Annotated in this window: 19 protein-coding genes; 5 read left to right on the plus strand and 14 right to left on the minus strand. The window is 58.6% G+C overall.

Annotation, left to right across the window (positions count from 1 at the left end; translation table 11 throughout):
- Positions 1-41: 41 nt before the first annotated feature.
- Positions 42-1358, minus strand: a complete 1317-nt coding sequence (locus EV281_RS19490) for an alpha-glucosidase/alpha-galactosidase (RefSeq protein ID WP_132655279.1) — start codon at positions 1356-1358, stop codon at positions 42-44.
- A 103-nt stretch (positions 1359-1461) separates the two neighbouring features.
- Here EV281_RS19490 and EV281_RS19495 point away from each other — a divergent pair, with 103 nt between their 5' ends.
- Complete coding sequence (locus tag EV281_RS19495; protein WP_132655281.1) at positions 1462-2316, plus strand: helix-turn-helix domain-containing protein; 855 nt, start codon at positions 1462-1464, stop codon at positions 2314-2316.
- 15 nt (positions 2317-2331) lie between these two features.
- Here the strand turns inward: EV281_RS19495 and EV281_RS19500 are convergent, their stop codons facing one another.
- From EV281_RS19500 to EV281_RS19520, 5 genes are all read right to left on the minus strand, one after another.
- Positions 2332-3093 (minus strand): SDR family oxidoreductase, encoded by a 762-nt coding sequence (locus tag EV281_RS19500; RefSeq protein WP_132655283.1) that lies wholly within the window; start codon positions 3091-3093, stop codon positions 2332-2334.
- A gap of 13 nt (positions 3094-3106) precedes the next feature.
- Complete coding sequence (locus tag EV281_RS19505) at positions 3107-3919, minus strand: ABC transporter permease (RefSeq protein ID WP_132655285.1); 813 nt, start codon at positions 3917-3919, stop codon at positions 3107-3109.
- Positions 3919-4785 carry an ABC transporter permease gene (locus EV281_RS19510; protein ID WP_132655287.1) on the minus strand — a complete coding sequence of 289 codons (867 nt, stop codon included), beginning with the start codon at positions 4783-4785 and terminating at the stop codon, positions 3919-3921. Before EV281_RS19510 ends, EV281_RS19505 begins: the two co-directional genes overlap by 1 nt.
- 82 nt (positions 4786-4867) lie before the next feature.
- On the minus strand, positions 4868-6031 hold the full coding sequence (locus EV281_RS19515) for a spermidine/putrescine ABC transporter substrate-binding protein (RefSeq protein WP_132655289.1): 1164 nt from the start codon (positions 6029-6031) through the stop codon (positions 4868-4870).
- A gap of 22 nt (positions 6032-6053) precedes the next feature.
- Positions 6054-7142, minus strand: coding sequence for an ABC transporter ATP-binding protein (locus tag EV281_RS19520; protein WP_132655291.1), 1089 nt, complete (start codon positions 7140-7142; stop codon positions 6054-6056).
- 190 nt (positions 7143-7332) lie between these two features.
- Between EV281_RS19520 and EV281_RS19525 the strand changes: the two genes are divergently transcribed.
- From EV281_RS19525 to EV281_RS19535, 3 genes are all read left to right on the plus strand, one after another.
- Positions 7333-8136, plus strand: coding sequence for a helix-turn-helix transcriptional regulator (locus tag EV281_RS19525; protein WP_132655293.1), 804 nt, complete (start codon positions 7333-7335; stop codon positions 8134-8136).
- A gap of 138 nt (positions 8137-8274) precedes the next feature.
- Positions 8275-9195 carry an MYG1 family protein gene (locus tag EV281_RS19530; protein ID WP_132655295.1) on the plus strand — a complete coding sequence of 307 codons (921 nt, stop codon included), beginning with the start codon at positions 8275-8277 and terminating at the stop codon, positions 9193-9195.
- Positions 9192-9527 (plus strand): hypothetical protein, encoded by a 336-nt coding sequence (locus EV281_RS19535; RefSeq protein WP_132655297.1) that lies wholly within the window; start codon positions 9192-9194, stop codon positions 9525-9527. Before EV281_RS19530 ends, EV281_RS19535 begins: the two co-directional genes overlap by 4 nt.
- A gap of 33 nt (positions 9528-9560) precedes the next feature.
- Here EV281_RS19535 and EV281_RS19540 read toward each other — a convergent pair whose 3' ends face one another.
- From EV281_RS19540 to EV281_RS19565, 6 genes are all read right to left on the minus strand, one after another.
- Complete coding sequence (locus tag EV281_RS19540) at positions 9561-9938, minus strand: hypothetical protein (protein WP_132655299.1); 378 nt, start codon at positions 9936-9938, stop codon at positions 9561-9563.
- A 249-nt stretch (positions 9939-10187) separates the two neighbouring features.
- Entirely contained in the window at positions 10188-11045 is an 858-nt protein-coding gene (locus EV281_RS19545) for a transporter substrate-binding domain-containing protein (protein WP_132655301.1), read from the minus strand.
- A 35-nt stretch (positions 11046-11080) separates the two neighbouring features.
- On the minus strand, positions 11081-11863 hold the full coding sequence (locus EV281_RS19550) for an ATP-binding cassette domain-containing protein (protein ID WP_132655303.1): 783 nt from the start codon (positions 11861-11863) through the stop codon (positions 11081-11083).
- Entirely contained in the window at positions 11860-12600 is a 741-nt protein-coding gene (locus EV281_RS19555) for an ABC transporter permease (RefSeq protein ID WP_132655305.1), read from the minus strand. The genes EV281_RS19550 and EV281_RS19555 overlap by 4 nt, the downstream gene beginning before the upstream one ends.
- Positions 12600-13319 carry an ABC transporter permease subunit gene (locus EV281_RS19560; RefSeq protein ID WP_132655307.1) on the minus strand — a complete coding sequence of 240 codons (720 nt, stop codon included), beginning with the start codon at positions 13317-13319 and terminating at the stop codon, positions 12600-12602. The genes EV281_RS19555 and EV281_RS19560 overlap by 1 nt, the downstream gene beginning before the upstream one ends.
- Positions 13316-14740, minus strand: a complete 1425-nt coding sequence (locus tag EV281_RS19565) for a M20 family metallopeptidase (protein WP_184327577.1) — start codon at positions 14738-14740, stop codon at positions 13316-13318. Before EV281_RS19565 ends, EV281_RS19560 begins: the two co-directional genes overlap by 4 nt.
- A gap of 177 nt (positions 14741-14917) precedes the next feature.
- On the opposite strand from EV281_RS19565, the gene EV281_RS19570 reads away from it, so the two are divergent.
- Entirely contained in the window at positions 14918-15553 is a 636-nt protein-coding gene (locus EV281_RS19570; RefSeq protein WP_132655311.1) for a GntR family transcriptional regulator, read from the plus strand.
- Positions 15554-15568: 15 nt separating this feature from the next.
- Here EV281_RS19570 and EV281_RS19575 read toward each other — a convergent pair whose 3' ends face one another.
- Both EV281_RS19575 and gmd read right to left on the minus strand, forming a co-directional pair.
- Entirely contained in the window at positions 15569-16540 is a 972-nt protein-coding gene (locus tag EV281_RS19575; RefSeq protein ID WP_132655313.1) for a GDP-L-fucose synthase, read from the minus strand.
- Complete coding sequence (gene gmd / locus EV281_RS19580) at positions 16533-17636, minus strand: GDP-mannose 4,6-dehydratase (protein ID WP_132655315.1); 1104 nt, start codon at positions 17634-17636, stop codon at positions 16533-16535. The genes EV281_RS19575 and gmd overlap by 8 nt, the downstream gene beginning before the upstream one ends.
- Between the last annotated feature and the right edge of the window lie 75 nt (positions 17637-17711).

The following is a 17711-nucleotide window of genomic DNA, read 5'->3' on the forward strand; positions in this document are numbered from 1 at the left end:
CTGATAGTTGATCTGCTGGGAGCAGTGGGCTCTGATCGACCTCAATGGTATTTCGGCAAAAGATCGCCATGTGCTTCGATCAGATCATCGACCAAGCCCCAGATCTCGTCCGGCGAGAGTTCTGCCGATGTATGCGGATCAAGCAGGGCGGCTTGATAGATGCGGTCGCGCTTGCCCGTAAGCGCTGCTTCCACAGTCAGTTCCTGGACCGAGACGCTGAGCTTCATCACCGCGGCAAGCTGCGAAGGAATCCTGCCGATGCGAGTTGGTTGGATGCCGTTCCTGTCAACATGGCAGGGTACTTCCACGATACACTCGGCGGGCAGGTTCTCGATCAGACCGTTATTGGGAACATTGCCGTAGATCAGCGCCGGATTGCCGGTGACGGCAGCGTTGATGATACCAGCGGCATATTCATTGCTGCGGCAAACCTCGATCGGCTTGTCGCCTTCGAGATCCCGCCGCAGAGCATGCCATTCGGAGATCTGCCTCTCGCAACGGTTGATATATTCATCGAGCGGGATGTTCAGCTTGTCGATGAGCTCGGGACGGCGTTCCTTGATGTACCAAGACGTATATTCGGAGAAATGCTCGCTGGATTCCGTTACGAAATGACCGAGCCGCTTGAGCACATCGAAGCGTACCCGATCGTCGGATGGTACGCGTCCTTCTCCAGCCAAAGCCTTCAGGCGGGGATAGAGATCCTCGCGCCGGCCATCCCCATGCAGCTTTTCGTATTTCAAGAAGAAGGCGACATGATTGATGCCGGCTGAAATATAGTTGATGTCGGCAATGTTCTCGCCGAGACATGAGGCGAGATGCGCGGCGGTATGCTGAACGCTATGGCAAAGGCCGACAGTGCGGATGGATGGCGCCAGTTCCTTGACAGCCCAGCAGTTGATCGCCATCGGGTTCACATACTGCATCAGCAGAGCGTTGGGGCATACCTCTTCCATATCGTGGCAGATCGCCTCCAGCACGGGAATCGTGCGAAGCCCGCGAAAAATGCCGCCGATGCCGAGCGTGTCGGCAATGGTCTGTCGCAGGCCGTACCTCTTCGGTACGTCGAAATCCGTCACTGTGGCCGGCCTGTAGCCGCCAACCTGCATCATCAGGATGACAAAATCCGATCCACTCAGCGCCTGGCGGCGATCAAGGGTAGCCTCGACCTTCACATTTTGCAGATTGAGTGCGTCGCAGATGCGCCGCGCGACGATCTCCGATGTTTTCAGCCGCTCGGGATCGATATCGAACAGGCTGATCGTATAGTTGCTGCCTGAGGGCGTGGACAGCACATCTCCCAGAATGTTCTGCGCAAAAACGGTGCTTCCCGCACCCACAAGGCAAATTTTCGGCATTTCGATCTCCCGCCAATCAAGTTGCCAGAGTCGTGCCTCTTCCAATTCAGAATTTCTTCCTGCTATTGAAGCCAGTATTCCCGGATTGGAGCGCAGGAATGCCATGAACGACGATCACGTCAACAGGAGTGGTGAATGGACGGGATCGCCGCCCGGCTTTCTGATCGAACGCCACACGGCCGATGCTATGAGCGCTGCGCATTGGCACGACCATGTCGAGATCAACCTGCTTCTCGATGGCGCGATGACCTATCTGTTCAATGGGCGCCAGGAGCGGGTTGATGCCGGCCGCCTTGTCCTGTTCTGGGCGGCCATTCCGCATCAGACGATCCAGGTCACGCCGGAGGCGCCGCTTATCTGCATCTACCTTCCGCTCGTCGATTTTCTCGCGCTCGCCATCGACAAGAAGGCGAGGCAGGCGATCATGCAGGGAGCATTCGTGGTCGAGCCCAGCCGGCGGGAAACGACATCGCTGACCGTCTCAGCCTGGGTCGAGGAATGGGGCAGGGGCGATCCGGTGCGGCGTCAGCTGATTGCCGAGGAGGCAAAGCTCAGGGTGCGCCGGCTCATACTCGATCATGCCGATGGTCAGGGGTCGCTGATCGCGGCTGCCGCGACGCCGGTCAGCGCTGCAATTCGTCATTCGGAAGTGCTGACCGACCTGATCAACCGGCATTTTTCCGAACAACTGAGCCTGGCGGAGCTTGGAAAACGTGCCCATGTGCACCCGACCACCGCCAACCGAGCGTTTCGCGACGTGCTCGGCATTTCCGTAATGGAATATCTGACGCGTTACCGGCTCGCCAGAGCAATGCAGCGGCTCGCCGAGACCGAGGACTCGATCCTGGAAATCGCCCTCGATTGCGGTTTCGGTTCCAGCAGCCGCTTTTACGATATTTTCAAGCAACGAACCGGCGCCACACCCCGGCAGTTTCGCCTGTCTCTCGATAAGCCTTGACGGCGTCAAAGGTCCCTAGACGATGGTCTCGCCGCCATCGACGACGAGGATCTGCCCGGTCATGTAGGAGGAACGGTCCGAGACCAGAAATAGGATCGGCTCGGCGATCTCCGAGACATTCGCCCAACGGCCAAGGGGCACCTTCTCGGCGATATAACCTTCAATCGCTTCGCGTCCGCCCATCTGCGCGATGAACGGTTCGTTGAACGGGGTGTCCACCCATCCGGGGCAAATCGCATTCACGCGGATACCGAACTTTGCATAGTCGCCTGCCATTTGCCGGGTCATGGCGATGACAGCATGTTTGGTCGTCGTATAGGCGATCATTTCCCGGTCGTAGAGCACGCCCGACGATGATGACGTATTGAGGATCACGCCTTTGCCGGCCTTTTTCATGATCGGCATGGCAAAACGTGACGCCATGAAATGCGCCCGTACATTCAGACTCCAGGACCTGTCGAAGCCTTCGATCGCAACCTGTTCCAGATCGCCGGCGACTTGCGCGCCTGCATGATTGTGGAGAATGTCGATGCGGCCGTGGCGGGCGGCGATGGCGGCAATGCCGGTCTCGAGCGCCCCGTCGTCGGTCACATCGATGACGAGACTTTCGGCACTGCCGCCCGCCTTGGCAATCAAGCCGACGGTCTCTTCAGCATTCGCGAAATCAATGTCGGCAACAACCACATGGGCGCCCTCGCGCGCCATGATCAGCGCACCGGCCCGCCCGATACCCGAGCCTGCCCCCGTGACAATTGCAACGCGATCCCTCAGTATCATGGCATTTCCCCGGTCAGTTTGTCGTTGTCTTTTCGCGCATCAGGAAACGCGCGATGAAAATAAGGACGAGCGAGGCGACCAGCACCATCGTCGCGATCGCATTGATTTCCGGCGTCACGCCACGGCGGATGGAGGCGAAGACATAGATCGGCAGCGTCGTGTTCGAGCCCGCCACAAAGAAAGCGATGATGAAATCATCGAAGGAGAAAGTGAAGGCAAGCAAGAAGCCCGCCAGAATTGACGGCATGATCTGCGGCAGCACGATTTGCCGGAACGTGGTGAATGGCGTCGCATAGAGATCGCTGGAGGCTTCGACGATATCGCGCCCGAGGCCGGCGATACGCGCCTTCACGATCATCGTCACCAGCGCCATCGTGAAGAGCCCGTGGGCGGCAATGATGGAGCCGTAGCCGAGTGTAAGTTTCGGCGGCTGATCGCCAGGCCAGAAGGCCGCCACTACGGGATTGATGAAGCCGAAGACTTCGACCAGTGCCACCAGTGTGGCAATGCCGATCACGACACCCGGCACGACGATTGCAGCAGCAAACAGCCCGTCGAAGATCGCTCGGGTCCGCGCGCCGAGCCGCTCCATGCCGATTGCCGCCATGGTACCGAAGATTGCCGCGAGTGCCGCGCTGGTCACGGCGATCATCAGGCTATTGCGCAGCGCCTCCATCAGGAAGGTATTCGACAGAGCCCGGCCATACCATTGCGTCGAGAAACCGGTGAACTCGCTGGCATTGCGTCCCGCATTGAAGGAGAACAGCACGACGAGCGCGATCGGCGTATAGAGGAATAGATAGACGAAGGTGACGAGCGCGCGCATCAGATAAGATCCACCTGCCGTGTTCCGGCGACACGCCACGCAATGCGCATTGCGACAAGCAGCACGATGACCACGACGGCAACGAGCGTGACGGCGATCGCCGACCCGAACGGCCAGTTGCGGGATTGCAGAAAGAGATCGACAAGCGCGTTACCGATGAAGAAGACCTTGCCGCCGCCGAGAAGTTGCGGGATCAGATATTCGCCAAGAAGGAGGATCGTCACCAGCGCAACGCCGGTCATCACTCCGGGAAGCGACAATGGCAGGGTGATGCCGAAGAAAGTCGAGATGGGTTTCGCACCGAGGTCGGCCGAGGCTTCCAGCAATCTGCGATCCAGCTTCTCGAGGCTGACATAGATCGGCATTATCATCAGAGGCAGGTAGCCATAGACGATGCCGAGCAGCACGGCGCCGGGCGTATTGATCAGCCGAACGTTTTCTATGCCGACAAATTCGAGCAAATGCGGAATACCGCGCGCGCCGAGCAGATACATCCATGCATAGGTGCGCACCAGCAGACTGGTCCAGAAGGGAACGACGACCAGCGAGACGAGCAGCAGCCGGCGCTGTGGGCTCGCCTTGACCGCGAGGTAATAGGCAACCGGATAGGCGACGATGAGACAGGCGATTGCCCCGATTGGCGCGAGGATCAGCGTATTGATGAAGGCGGCCGAGCGCGCACCAAGATTGGCGAACTGCTCGAACGTGAAAGCCGGCTGATAACCGCCTTCCGGCGCGCGCTCCCCGAAAGCGAAGACGATGATGGCGATAAAGGGCAGTACCAGAAAGACGAACAGCCATATACTGGCCGGGCCGACAAGGGCCGCGGTGATCAGGCGCCGTCTGGTGGCGTGGGTCAGGAACATGGCTCAGTCTTCATTCGCCGGGTCGAGGAGCTAAACCGTTCTCCCACGGTTTGCCGCGGGAGAACGGGAATCGGAGAATGCATCAGGCCGACTTGAAGCGCGCCATCAGCTCAGCACGCCCGGGATCGGTAAGTGTCACGGCAGCGCCGAATTCCAGCGGGGTGAGGGCGGCTTCATCCGGATAGACGATCTTGTTCGATGTGATCTCCTTCGGCAACAATGCGATCACGCGGCTGTCGGTTGTCGGTGCACCGTTGGCGATATGCTCCTTCACCGCATTCTGCGGGTCCATCAGGTAGTTGAGCAGCGCATAGCCGGCGGCCTTGTTCGGAGCATCCTTAGGGATCGCGTAATAATCAGTCCAGATCTCGCCGCCGTCGGTGCCCAGGATATAGGCGAGTTCCGGCATGTCGCGGTTGAGCTGCGCACCGTCATTGGTCCAGCACATGGTCAGCCACGCATCCGTCGAGCGCATCGACGGCTGGTAGTCGGAATTGATCGCAAAGAGGTGCGGTTTGACCTTGACCAGCAGCTCTTCCGCTTTGGCGAGCTCGTCGGCCTTGATCGAATTGAAATCGTAGCCGAGCGAGACAAGAGCGCTGCCGATCGTCGTCAGCTGATAGTCGTGCACCATGGCACGACCGTCGGCTTCCGTCTGGGCGATCTCGAAAAAGTCCTTCCAGCTCGAAAGCTTGGTCTTGATCTTCGACGTATTGACGGAGAAGCCGGTTGTGCCCCAGTTCTTCGGCACGGCATAGGTCTTGCCGTCGATTTGGCCTTCCTTGGTGAAACGTGGGCTTTCGCTTGCCTGGCTGAAGTTCGGAATCTTCGAAAGGTCGAGTTCCTCGATCAGGCCGAGCTTGTGATAGGTCGAGATCGTATAATTGGTCGGCACGAAGAGCGACCAGCCGGAGGCGCCGGCCTGCAGCTTGGCAAGCATTTCCTCGTTCGAGCCGAAGACGTTGACCTCGACGGCAACGCCCGTTGCCGCCTTGAAGTTCTCGAAAGTCGCCGGGTCATGATAGTTCGGCCAAGTGGCAATCGACATCTGCGTGCCCAAGTCTTCTGCCGCATAAGCAGGTGTCGAAAGCGCGCCCGGGAAGCGCGACAGCACGGCGGTTGCGAGACCGAGACCGGTGACGCCGAGGAAGTGTCGGCGGCTGACGGAGCCGCGCTTCAGGCGCATGAATTCATCCATGAGGCCTTCGGCCGAGATGGGAAGATTGTCCTTATAATCCTTGCTCATGATGCTGTTCCCTTGTTTCGGTTTATGCATTCGATGCTGGAAAGACATGGATGGCGGCAGGGTCGAAACCGAGGAAAACCTCCTCGCCCGGCTCCACGAGATCACTCTCGTTCATACTGCGTCGATCAGCGGTGATCAGGAAATCGCCGAGCCCCGGCACGCTGACGGCATATTCCGCCGATGAGCCGAGGAAGATGCGATGCGTCACCGTCCCCTTGAATGATGTGCCTGCTGCCGCCTTGCGAGTCAGATGGATTGCCTCGGGTCGGAGTGCCGCAATGACGTTGCCTGATTCGAGCTTCTTGCCGGAGGCGATTGCCGAGCCATCCGCCAGCCTGAGCGTCGTGCCGTCGGCCTCCATCGAAGCGGTGATACGGTTCGTCTTGCCGACGAAGTCGGCGACGAAAAGATCGGCCGGGCGGTCATAGACCTCCTGCGGGCTGCCGAGTTGCCGGATGCGGCCCGCGCTCATGACGCAGACGACATCGGCCATCGAAAGCGCTTCTTCCTGGTCATGGGTGACGAGAACGAAAGTGATGCCGAGGTCACGCTGAAGGGTCTGCAACTCGATCTGCATGGCCGAACGCAGCTTCTTGTCGAGTGCTGCCAGCGGTTCGTCGAGCAACAGGACCGAGGGGCGGTTGACAATTGCGCGGGCAAGGGCCACGCGTTGCTGCTGGCCGCCCGACATTTCATGAATCCGCCGCTTGGCGAAGCCGCCGAGCCGAACCATCTCGAGCGCCTCGGCGACGCGGCGGTCGATCTCTTTCGCCGCGATCCGGGGGCGCATCTGCTTCAGCCCATAGGCGACATTCTGCTCGACGTTGAAATGCGGAAATAGCGCATAATGCTGGAAGACCATGTTGACGGGCCGGCGATAGGCGGGAACGCCGTTCATTTCGCGCCCATCAATCAGCACTGATCCCGCGCTCGGCTGCTCGAAGCCGCCGATCATACGCAGGCAGGTCGTCTTGCCGCAGCCGGAAGGGCCGAGCAGCGCTAGAAACGCTCCTTTGGGCACAGTCAGGTTGATGTCCGTTACGGCGGTCACGGCGCCATAGTTTTTCGTGACTGAACGGAATTCGATATCGTTCGTCGAAGCGGATGCCACGTCTGTTCCCTGCGGTTGGTTTGGAATGGCAGTCTGTCGCTGCCTTATTGCCACCGTCGTTAAGGAAAGAGTAAGCCTGAGCCTCTTGCACGGTATATACCCCGAAAGAGGTATTTAGGCGCGTAACGTTTCGTGGAAGGTGTATATCTCGGCCGCGTGGATTGCGCGGAGCGGGGGAAGGAGCACGCTGGTGAGCATCGACTTGGAGACGCTGTTTGCAGCCTTCAATGCGACGATCGGCAAGCCCGCCATGAGCGATGCCGGTTTTGGCGATACATATCGCCAGATGATGGCCTCGCTCGTGCGCTTCGATTACGTCGTCGTCTTCGCCTATCGGGCAAAAGAGCGGCCGATCGATCTCTACAGCACCTTCGACCGCGACGAGCACGTCGTTTTCGTCACACTCTATCAGGCAGGTCCCTATCTGCTCGACCCCTTCTATCATACCGCTCGGGAACGTCGCGAAGGTGTCTTCAGGATGCGCGAACTAGCACCGGACAGATTCTTCTCCAGCGAATATTACCGCACCTATTACGTTCAAACCGGACTTGCAGAGGAAATCGGCTTCTTCGTGCCTGTCGATGGCGATATTACCGTCGTCCTTTCGCTGATGCGGCGGGAAAAGACCGGCGGCTTTCCACCCGCCGAATTCTCGACGCTGAAAAAGGTCGAGCCGCTCGTGGCCAGCATGGTGAAACATTACTGGGCCGGGCTCGCGCCACGCTTCGATGCCCAGCTTGCCGCAAGGGGCAAAAGCCGCCGTAAGAGCGAAATCGTCCGACGTGCGGATACGGTCTGGCACGATCTCAACCTCACGGGTCGCGAAACGGCGATCGTCGAGCTGGTGTTACAGGGGCACTCGTCGGAATCGATCGGCCTGAAGCTCAACATTTCGACGGGGACCGTGAAGGTCCACCGCCGCAACGTCTATCGCAAGCTCGGCATCTCCTCGCAAACACAGCTGCTCTCGCTTTACCTGAAAAACCTGAGCTGAGGATGCCGCGGCCGGCAAGGTGCGATTGTTCGTCGTCAGAAGAATTGTGCCGCCCTTTTCCTCACGCACTGTTGAGCTGGCAGCGGACGCGGGCTATCAGGACGGAAATACAATCGGCTGCGAGAGGCGTATCTGATAATGATCCTTTCATACCTGGTTACGCATTCCGGCGGCTTTCACGCTGATGAGCTGCTCTCGAGCGTCATCCTCAGCCGAATCTTCCCCGAAGCACGGATCGTCCGAAGCAGGAACATAGAATGGACCACGCCGGCCGCTGATCGCATCATCTATGATGTCGGCGGGCAATATGACCCTGCCGCGGGCATTTTCGACCACCATCAGCGCGGCGCGCCAGTGCGAGAGGATGGAAGGCCCTACAGTTCCTTCGGCCTCATCTGGAAACATTACGGGCCGGATTATCTTGCGGCCTTGGGGGTGCCCGAAGCGCATATCGCAGCGGTGCATGCATCCTTCGACGCCAAATTCGTGCTGCCGGTCGATTTGACCGACAATGGCGCGCTTGATCTTTCGATTGCAGGCGAGCTGGCCGGCCTGACGCTGCCAGCGCTTCTTGAAACCCTGAAGCCGGTTTTCGATGCCAAGGATCCCGATGCCGACGACCGGGCGTTCCACGCTGCCCTTTCGATCGTCCGCAGTTTCGTCGAGGCCGGTATCGCGGCGCAGGATGCCAAGCTGCGTGCCGAAGGCCTTGTTCTCAAGGCGATCGATGAGACAGGCGAGGGCAGGATCCTCGAACTGCCGATGGGCATGCCCTTCCGCGCCGCGATTGTAAAGGCCAAGGCCGATCAGCTGCTTTTCGTCGTTCACCCGCGGGAAAACGACTGGTGCCTCACCGGCATTCGGCGTTCCGACGAGGGCTTTGAACTGCGCGCGGATTTGCCTGCCTCCTGGGCAGGGTTGACCGGCCATGATCTGGAATTGGCTTGCGGCGTCGAAGGAGCAACTTTCTGCCACAAGGGCCTTTTCGTTGCAGCCGCAAAGACGCGAGGGGCCGCTCTTGCGATGGCGCAGATCGCTGTAGAACGGGCGCTGGCATGATGATCGTCGGGCCTAAGATCGCTATGGGCCTGTTCCTTTTGAGCCTTTCTGGCGCGTGTTGCGGAGCAAGCCTGGCTGCCGATCGGAAGTCCGATACGTTCAAACTGCCTGAAGATGTGCGAGCCTTTATGGAGCGCCGCGACGGATGCGATCACTTTCGGGGCGAGGATTCGCCCTATGCCGAACGGCGCGCACAGATTGACGAGGAGCTGAAGCGGCTCTGCACGGGGACTGACGCCGAGCTTGCCAGATTGAAACGCTTTTACACCGGAAACGAAACCGTACAGCGTTTGCTTGCCGAATATGAAGTCAACATCGAGACTGAAAATTAGTCCGGCGGCAGAAACGCGCAATGAACGCTCCTGTCAGACTTCCATAACGTCTTCGAACGATTCCGGAAAATTCTGACGCGCCACCTTCTCGTTGATGACGAGCATCGCCTCATAGGACTTCGGGTCGAAATCCTTGTCTACTGCGACCACTTCTCGTCCGAACAGCAGGTTGAGCCGCGCGGCGTCGAGATTGCCGCGCTCGAAAGGCTCCGCCCCGAAGTAATGCCAAAGCGCATGCAGGAAGGCTGCATCGACACGGTGTTCCGCCGTGCCGGGCCGGGCGCGACGAGGCAGTGCCTTGATCGGCGTCACGCCCTTGGGGTTGGCGCGGCGGATGGTGAACTGAATGCCGCTGCCGGGCATGCCGGACGGAAAGCCTCGGTGCTTCGTCATATCGGGAAGATTGGCCATCGCTGCCCTCTCTCTCGCATTGCGATCGTGTCATGTCTAAATCGATGCCGGGTTCGCCAATGGCGACACCCGCAATCACACGAATAGCGATCTCGGCGACACTTAGCGAGCAGAGAATATATGCGCCCGTCGTCCCTTCGGACTGGCCCGAGCGAGCACAACTGAATGCACGTTGATCTTTGAAGTCTCGTGACGTTAGCTCACGATACCCAGCGAGCACGACTCGCCGGGTATCATTTTGAAATCAACTCACTTCGGCGTCACGTCGAAGCCGAACCACTTCTCCGAAAGCGTCTTGATGGTGCCGTCCGCCTTCGCGGCGGCAATCGCATCGTTGAACATGGCCTTCAGCTCGGTATCGCTCTTACGCAAGCCGACCGAGCTGCCGCGGCCGAGGAAACCGCCCTGGAAGCGTGGACCTGTCGTCGTCATATCTTCATTGCCAGGTTTCTGGGAGGCCGTCGTCAGATAGGCCATGGATGCCATGACGATATCGACGCGGCCTGCCTTGAGATCGAGGTCGTGTTCTTCCGTCGTTTTATATTCTCTGACATCGACGACACCCTTCAGATATTTGTCGACGAAAGCGGCCGCGGTGGAGGCTGTCTGAACACCGATGGTCTTACCCTGGAGCGCAGGCTTGATCTTTTCGATCTCGGCAGCAGCACCTGCCTCATCGCTGGCAAGCGAGAAGACCTGGCCCTTGTCCGGCAGGTTTGCGAGATCGCCGGTCTTCGAAGTCGCGAAGGCCTGGCCGGTGGAGCCGTAGGAATCGCTGAAGGCAATCACCTCTTCGCGCTTGGCCGTCGCCGACATGCCAGAAATGATGGCGTCGAACTTGCCGGCGTTCAGCGCCGGAATCATGCCGTCGAAGTTCTGGACAACGATCTTGCATTCGACCTTCATGTGGTCGCAGAGATATTTGGTCAGCTCTATCTCATACCCGTCGAGTGAGCCGTCCGGCCTGGTGAAGTTATAGGGCTTGAAGGCGCCTTCGGTGGCGATCGTTACCGTCGTCCACTTCTTGTCTTCCGCCTGCGCGACGGCTGCCGTTGCAATGATCGCAGCGGCTGATGTCGCCATCAGAACCCTTGAAAAGAATGTCATATTTTGCTCCCCTTTTCTTGTTTGGGCTGAGAGAACTATTTGCTGATGAATTGCCGGAAACGTTCCGACCGGGAGTTGGCGAAGACATCCTGTGGTCTGCCGTCTTCCTCGACGACGCCCCTGTGCAGGAAGACGACGCGGCTGGAGACGTCGCGCGCAAAGCCGATTTCATGGGTGACGACCAGCATCGTGCGGCCTTCTTCCGCGAGCGCGCGCATGACGCGCAGCACTTCGCCGACCAGTTCGGGATCGAGTGCCGACGTCGGTTCGTCGAAGAGCATCACCTTCGGTCGCATGGCAAGGGCCCGCGCGATCGCTGCGCGCTGCTGCTGGCCGCCGGAAAGATGTGACGGATAGAAATTGCGCTTCTCGGCGATGCCGACTTTGGCGAGAAGGGTCTCCGCCTCCTCAATGCACTCCGCTCTGGAACGGCCTAGCACATGCACCGGCGCCTCGATGACGTTTTCGAGCACGGTCTTATAGGACCAGAGATTGAAGCTCTGAAAGACCATGCCGAGCTGCGAGCGGATACGGTCGACCTGTCTGCGCTCCGCCGGTCGGCTGCCGCCCTTGCCGTCAGCAACCATGCGGATCGTCTCGCCAGCGACAGTCACTTCGCCGGAATTCGGTGTCTCCAGAAGGTTAATGCAGCGCAGGAGGGTGGACTTTCCCGAACCGGAAGAGCCGAGGATGGAGACGACATCGCCTTCATGCGCATCAAGCGAGATGCCCTTGAGAACTTCCACAGGTCCAAAACTCTTGTGCAGATCCTTCACGCTGAGCGCGATCGGAGAGAGAGGAACGTTCGCCACAGTCATCGGGCGTCTCCTTCAAGGGCGGATCCGGGAGTGACCGCCGGATGATGGGGAGCAGGCTGGCGCAGATGCGGGCTTAGCCAATATTCAATAAGATAAACAAGGCGCGTCAGCAGGAAGTTGATCGCCAGATAGATAGCGCCTGCCACGATGAAAACTTCGATTGCCCGATAGCTTTCGGAAATGATCCTGGCAGCAACACCGGTCACTTCCATCAAGGTGATGATCGAGGCGAGCGATGTCGCCTTCACCATGGAGATCATTTCGTTCGAGTAAGCCGGTAGGGCCTGTCTTGTCGCAAGAGGCAGAACGATACGACGGAACTGCATGAAACGCGGCATGCCGCAGGCACGTGCCGCTTCGATCTGGCCGAAAGGCACCGACAGGAGTCCGCCGCGAATAATCTCACTGGCATAGGCAGCCGTATTCATGGTGAGCGCGAGAACGGCACACCAATAGGCTTCGCGCAGGAATGGCCAGAAGATGGAATGCCTGACCTCGGGAAACTGACCGAGCCCATAATAGATCAGGAAGATCTGTACGAGCAGTGGAGTGCCACGGAAGACGAAGACATAGCTACGCGCGAACCATTCGAGGACCACAATACCGGAAAGCCGGCACAGCGCGATTGCAAGCGCTAGGACAGCCCCGAGTGCGATCGAGGTTGCGGCAAGCTGAAGCGTCAGTGGGATCGCGGAAACAAGACTGACGAAGGTCTCGGTAAGAAAATGCCAGTCCATCAGCTTCTCCTCACGCCACGAGCGAAGTACTTTTCAGCCCGCCGCAGGAAAAGGCCAGAACCGGTTGAAATGGCAAGGTAAATTGCACCGGCAACAACATAGAAATCGAAAGGTAGGCCAGTCGATCCCGCCGCGACCTGTGTCTGGCGGAGCAGCTCGGCAACACCGGTGATGGAGACGAGAGCTGATTCCTTCAGAATAACCTGCCAGACATTACCGAGGCCTGGCAGTGCATGGCGAAGCGTCAGCGGTGCTACGATGCGACGGAACCTTAGCAACCGGCCCATGCCGCAGGCAATCGCGGCCTCGATCTCGCCCGAGTGAACCGCCTTGAATGCCCCGCGGAAAACCTCGGTAAATTGCGCGCCCGAGGTGACGCCGACAGCGAGCGACCCGGCAAGGAAGCCGGGAAAGCCAAGGAAACCTTCAGCACCGAAAAACTGACCAATGGCCGTGACGGCCGCGCTACCTCCAAAGTAGAAGAGATAGATGACAAGCAGATCCGGTATGCCGCGAAGGACCGTGGTATAGGTATCGGCCACGATTCTGATGCCGCGCCCACCCGTTATCTTCGCCCAGGCGCCGAACGTACCGATTACCGCGCCGATGGCATAACCTGCCAGTGCTACCAGGATCGTCATCCACGCGCCGGCCAGCAGCGCCTTGCCCCAACCATCGGGACCGAAGCTTATAAGCTCGAGGATTCCGGGCTGGTTCATGATGCCTTTTTCTCCGGCAGCGGCGGCTGAACGTCATCCGGGATCGGATTGACGAATGGCGTCCCATCGAGGCGGCCCCTCAGGTCCGCTTTGGCCGCCTCGATGAGATCAGGATTGCCAATCAGGTCGATGGCAGTACTCGCCATGACCTTTGCCGCATGTTCCGTTCCCTTGTGAGCCGCAGGCAGCTTGCCCTGCGCGACGAGCTGCCAGGAATGTCCGGGCGTGCCGATCGCGTAGGTCGCGCCGCGCATCTGCACCGTCGGCACCACCCAGCTGACGCTACCGACATCGGTGGAACCGACGATCGTGCTGTCGCCGGCATAAAGCGGGAAGATCTCTTCGCAGAGTGGCTGGTCTTTCTTCGGCTTCAGACCAAAGCGGGCATAGGAAGATGCAATGTCCTCGGTGCTCATTGTTGCCTGGAACTTGCGCGCAGTGGCACGGTCCTCTTCGTCGAAGACAGGCGGTCCAAGGCGCTCCAGGTTGGCGAACATCAGGTTTTCAAGCGGGACGTTACCGACGAGATTGGCGTCACCGCTGATCACTTCGCTGCGGACCGAAGTCTCCGTCATCAGGGCGGCGCCTTCGGCGACTTTCTTGACGCGCGCGACGAGCGACAGGAGTTCAGGAAGATTTCGCGCGCGGATGAGGTAGCGCACCGTCGCGCGGGCCTGCACGACATTGGGTGCCGAGCCGCCGGTATCGGTAACCGCATAGTGGATACGCGCCGTTGAAGGCATATGCTCGCGCATATAGTTGACGCCGACATTCATCAGTTCGACGGCATCGAGCGCGCTACGGCCGAGATGTGGCGTTGCAGATGCATGGGAGGAGCGGCCAGTGAAGTGAAAATTGATCTCGTTGCAAGCGAGCGAGACGGGGTTGTTGACGCCGGCAAAAGCCGCCGGATGCCAGGAAATGGCAATGTCGACGTCGTCGAAGACGCCGGCACGAACCATGAAACCCTTCGACGAGCCGCCTTCTTCGGCCGGGCAGCCGTAGTAACGCACGCGGCCTTTCAGGCCGTTTGCCGCCAGGAAATCCTTGACCGCGGCGGCGGCCAGCATCGAACCGGCACCAAGCATATTGTGGCCACATCCGTGGCCATTGCCGTTTGCCGTTACCTCATGCTTTTCAGCGACACCGGCTTGCTGGCTCAGCCCGGGCAGGGCATCGAATTCGCCGAGGATGGCGATGACAGGGCCACCGTCGCCGGCTTCCCCCATAACGGCCGTCGGTAAGCCCGCAATCCCGCGTACAACACGGAACCCTTCCACCTCCAGCTGGCGGGCATGCTCTTCGGCGGAGCGATATTCTTCGTAATTCGTCTCCGGCATATCCCAGATCCGGTCGCTGAGCGCGAAGAAGGCTTCACGCTTAGCTTCGACGATATCCCACACGGCGTCCGAGTTTTTCATGGCTTCCAAAACAGCTTCATTTTGCATAGTATCCAAAATTGGCGCCAATTTAGGATACAAAAAATCTATGCGCAATCCATGTGCACGAATAAATTTTCATCACTGCAAATTATTCGGCCAGACTTACGGCAATGCCTCTGCCCGTGATATCGAGGAACAAGGAGAGGGGACGTTCGAATGGCAGATATCATGATAGATTCGGAGCAGGGCACGTCCGATGGGCGCGATGTAACGGATCTCGTGTTGCAGGACATTCTCGCTGGTGTCCTGCTGCCGGGAACGTGGCTGAAACAGATCGATCTCGAACGACGCTACAAATGCACACGGCCGGAAGTGCGCCGGGCTCTCGATCGACTTGCGCAGAAGAGGCTCGTCGAACATGTGCCGAACCGCGGCTATCATGTCTACGAGCCGGATGGCAGGCGTGCGCGCGAGGTCAGCGAAATCCGCATCATCTTGGAAACGGCTATCGCGGGAACGATTGTCCAGAATGCGTCTCCGGAAGATATTGCCGCTCTGCGCGGGCTTGCCGAGCATTTCGACTTCATGGTGCTGAACGGCACCATGCTGGAGCTCTATGAGGCAAATCTTGCCTTCCATCGCCAATTGCTGGTCCTTGGAGGCAATCAGGAAATGGTCGATCTCATCACCGAAGTTCGCCAGCGAACCTCATCGGCGCCTGTGTCGCAATGGCGAACCCGCGCCCGCGTAGACCAATCGAGCCGGGAGCATCACCAGATGATTGATGCCATCGAAGCCGGCGATACGGAGCGCCTGAAGGATCTGGTGAGGCAGCACATTCTGCAGGGTTAAAGGCGTCGCCTGCCGTTACTCTGCGGCGACGTTGCTGCGTTCAAGATAATGGCCATTCAAAAAAGAGCGGTAGGCGTCCGCGATACCCTCTTTCAGTCCTATCGCTGGTGCCCAGCCAAGATTGCGCAATCTGTCGGCGCTCATAAGCTTCCGTGGCGTGCCATCCGGTTTGCTGGGATCGCATATGATGTCGCCTTCGAAACCAACGATCTCCGCAACAAGCCTAGCTAATTCGAGAATGGTAAGGTCTTCGCCGGAGCCGACATTCACGTGACTTTCGTCGGAATAGGTTTTCATGAGATAGACGCAGGCGTCGGCGCAATCATCGACATGCAGGAACTCGCGCCGTGGCGTTCCTGTGCCCCAGATGCGTATTTCCTTTTGGTCGCTGATCTTGGCCTCGTGCGCCTTACGGATCAGCGCCGGCATGACATGACTTGACTCGAGGTCGAAATTATCGCCTGGTCCATAAAGATTGGTCGGCATGGCCGAGATGAAATTGTCGCCATGCTGTTTTCGATAGGCAGCGCAGAGCTTCAGTCCGGCAATTTTTGCGATCGCATACCATTCATTGGTGGGCTCGAGTGATCCGCTCAGAAGCGATTCCTCAACGATCGGCTGATCGGCGAATTTCGGATAGATACAGGACGACCCCAGGAACATCAGCTTTTCGACACGAACACTATGCGCCGCATGAATGACGTTAGCCTCAAGGATCAGGTTCTCGTAGAGAAAGTCGGCAGGATAAGTATCGTTGGCGAGAATGCCGCCAACTTTGGCCGCGGCGAGAAAGATGGCGTCGGGGCGGTTCTTGTCCATCCAGGCCTCCACCTGCTCTTGCCGTGTCAGGTCGACCTCAGCGCGCGTGGCCGTTAAGATCTTGCAGCCCTCGGAAGCGAGACGCCGTACGATCGCGGACCCCACCATGCCGCGGTGGCCCGCGACATAGACCTTTTTTCCGGCGAGGCTGTAGATCACCTCAGGCATGGACCAAACCTTTGTTCGCACCGACAGACGGAACATTCCGTGCCATGACTTTCAGGTCCTCGCGAACCATCTCCGAAACCAGTTGATCAAGAGTGGTCTCATGTTTCCAGCCGAGCTTCGTATGCGCCTTTGTCGGATCGCCAAGTAGAAGATCGACTTCTGTCGGGCGGAAGTAGGCCGGGTCGATCTCTACTACGCACCGGCCGGATATCTTGTCATACCCTCTTTCCTCGACACCTTCGCCGCGCCACTCGATTGGCATGCCCACCCTTGTAAAGGCCTTCTCGACAAAGGAGCGAACCGAGTGGGTTTCTCCCGTCGCAAGAACGTAGTCTTCCGGTACGTCCTGCTGCAGCATCAGCCACATGCCGCGGACATATTCTCGTGCATGCCCCCAGTCGCGCTTGGCATCCAGATTTCCAAGATAGAGCCGGTCCTGCAGGCCAAGATGGATTGCGGCTGCCGCCCGGGTGATCTTACGCGTCACGAATGTTTCGCCGCGGATCGGGCTTTCATGGTTGAACAGGATACCGTTCGAGGCGTGCATACCATATGCCTCGCGATAATTGACCACGATCCAATAGGCGTAAAGCTTGGCGGCCGCATAAGGAGATCGCGGATAGAAGGGCGTCGTTTCGCTCTGGGGGACTTCCTGAACCTTGCCGTAGAGTTCGGACGTGGATGCCTGATAGAAGCGTGTCTTCTTGGTCAGGCCGAGAAGGCGAATTGCTTCGAGCAACCGGAGGGTGCCGGTTCCATCCGCGTTTGCAGTATATTCCGGCGTCTCGAATGAAACTTGGACATGGCTCTGGGCGGCGAGATTATAAATCTCGTCGGGCTGTGTTTCCTGGACGACCCGGATAAGATTCGTTGAATCGGTCATATCCCCGTAATGCAAAATGAAGCGAGGGTTCTCGACATGAGGATCCTCGTAGAGGTGCTCGATGCGATTAGTATTGAAGGACGATGAGCGCCGCTTGATGCCGTGAACAGTATAACCCTTTTCCAGGAGCAGTTCAGCTAGGTATGCACCGTCCTGTCCGGTCACACCGGTAATCAGCGCAACTTTCCTGTTATTTCTCATTCCGGTATCCATGGTCGCTCTCCAACTCGAATACTAACGCTATCTTTGGATGCTGGTGGTGTAGGAAAGGCGCGAACGCCGATGAAT

Origin of the sequence: Rhizobium sp. BK418 (assembly GCF_004341105.1) — a bacterium.
Classification (GTDB): Bacteria; Pseudomonadota; Alphaproteobacteria; order Rhizobiales; family Rhizobiaceae; genus Rhizobium.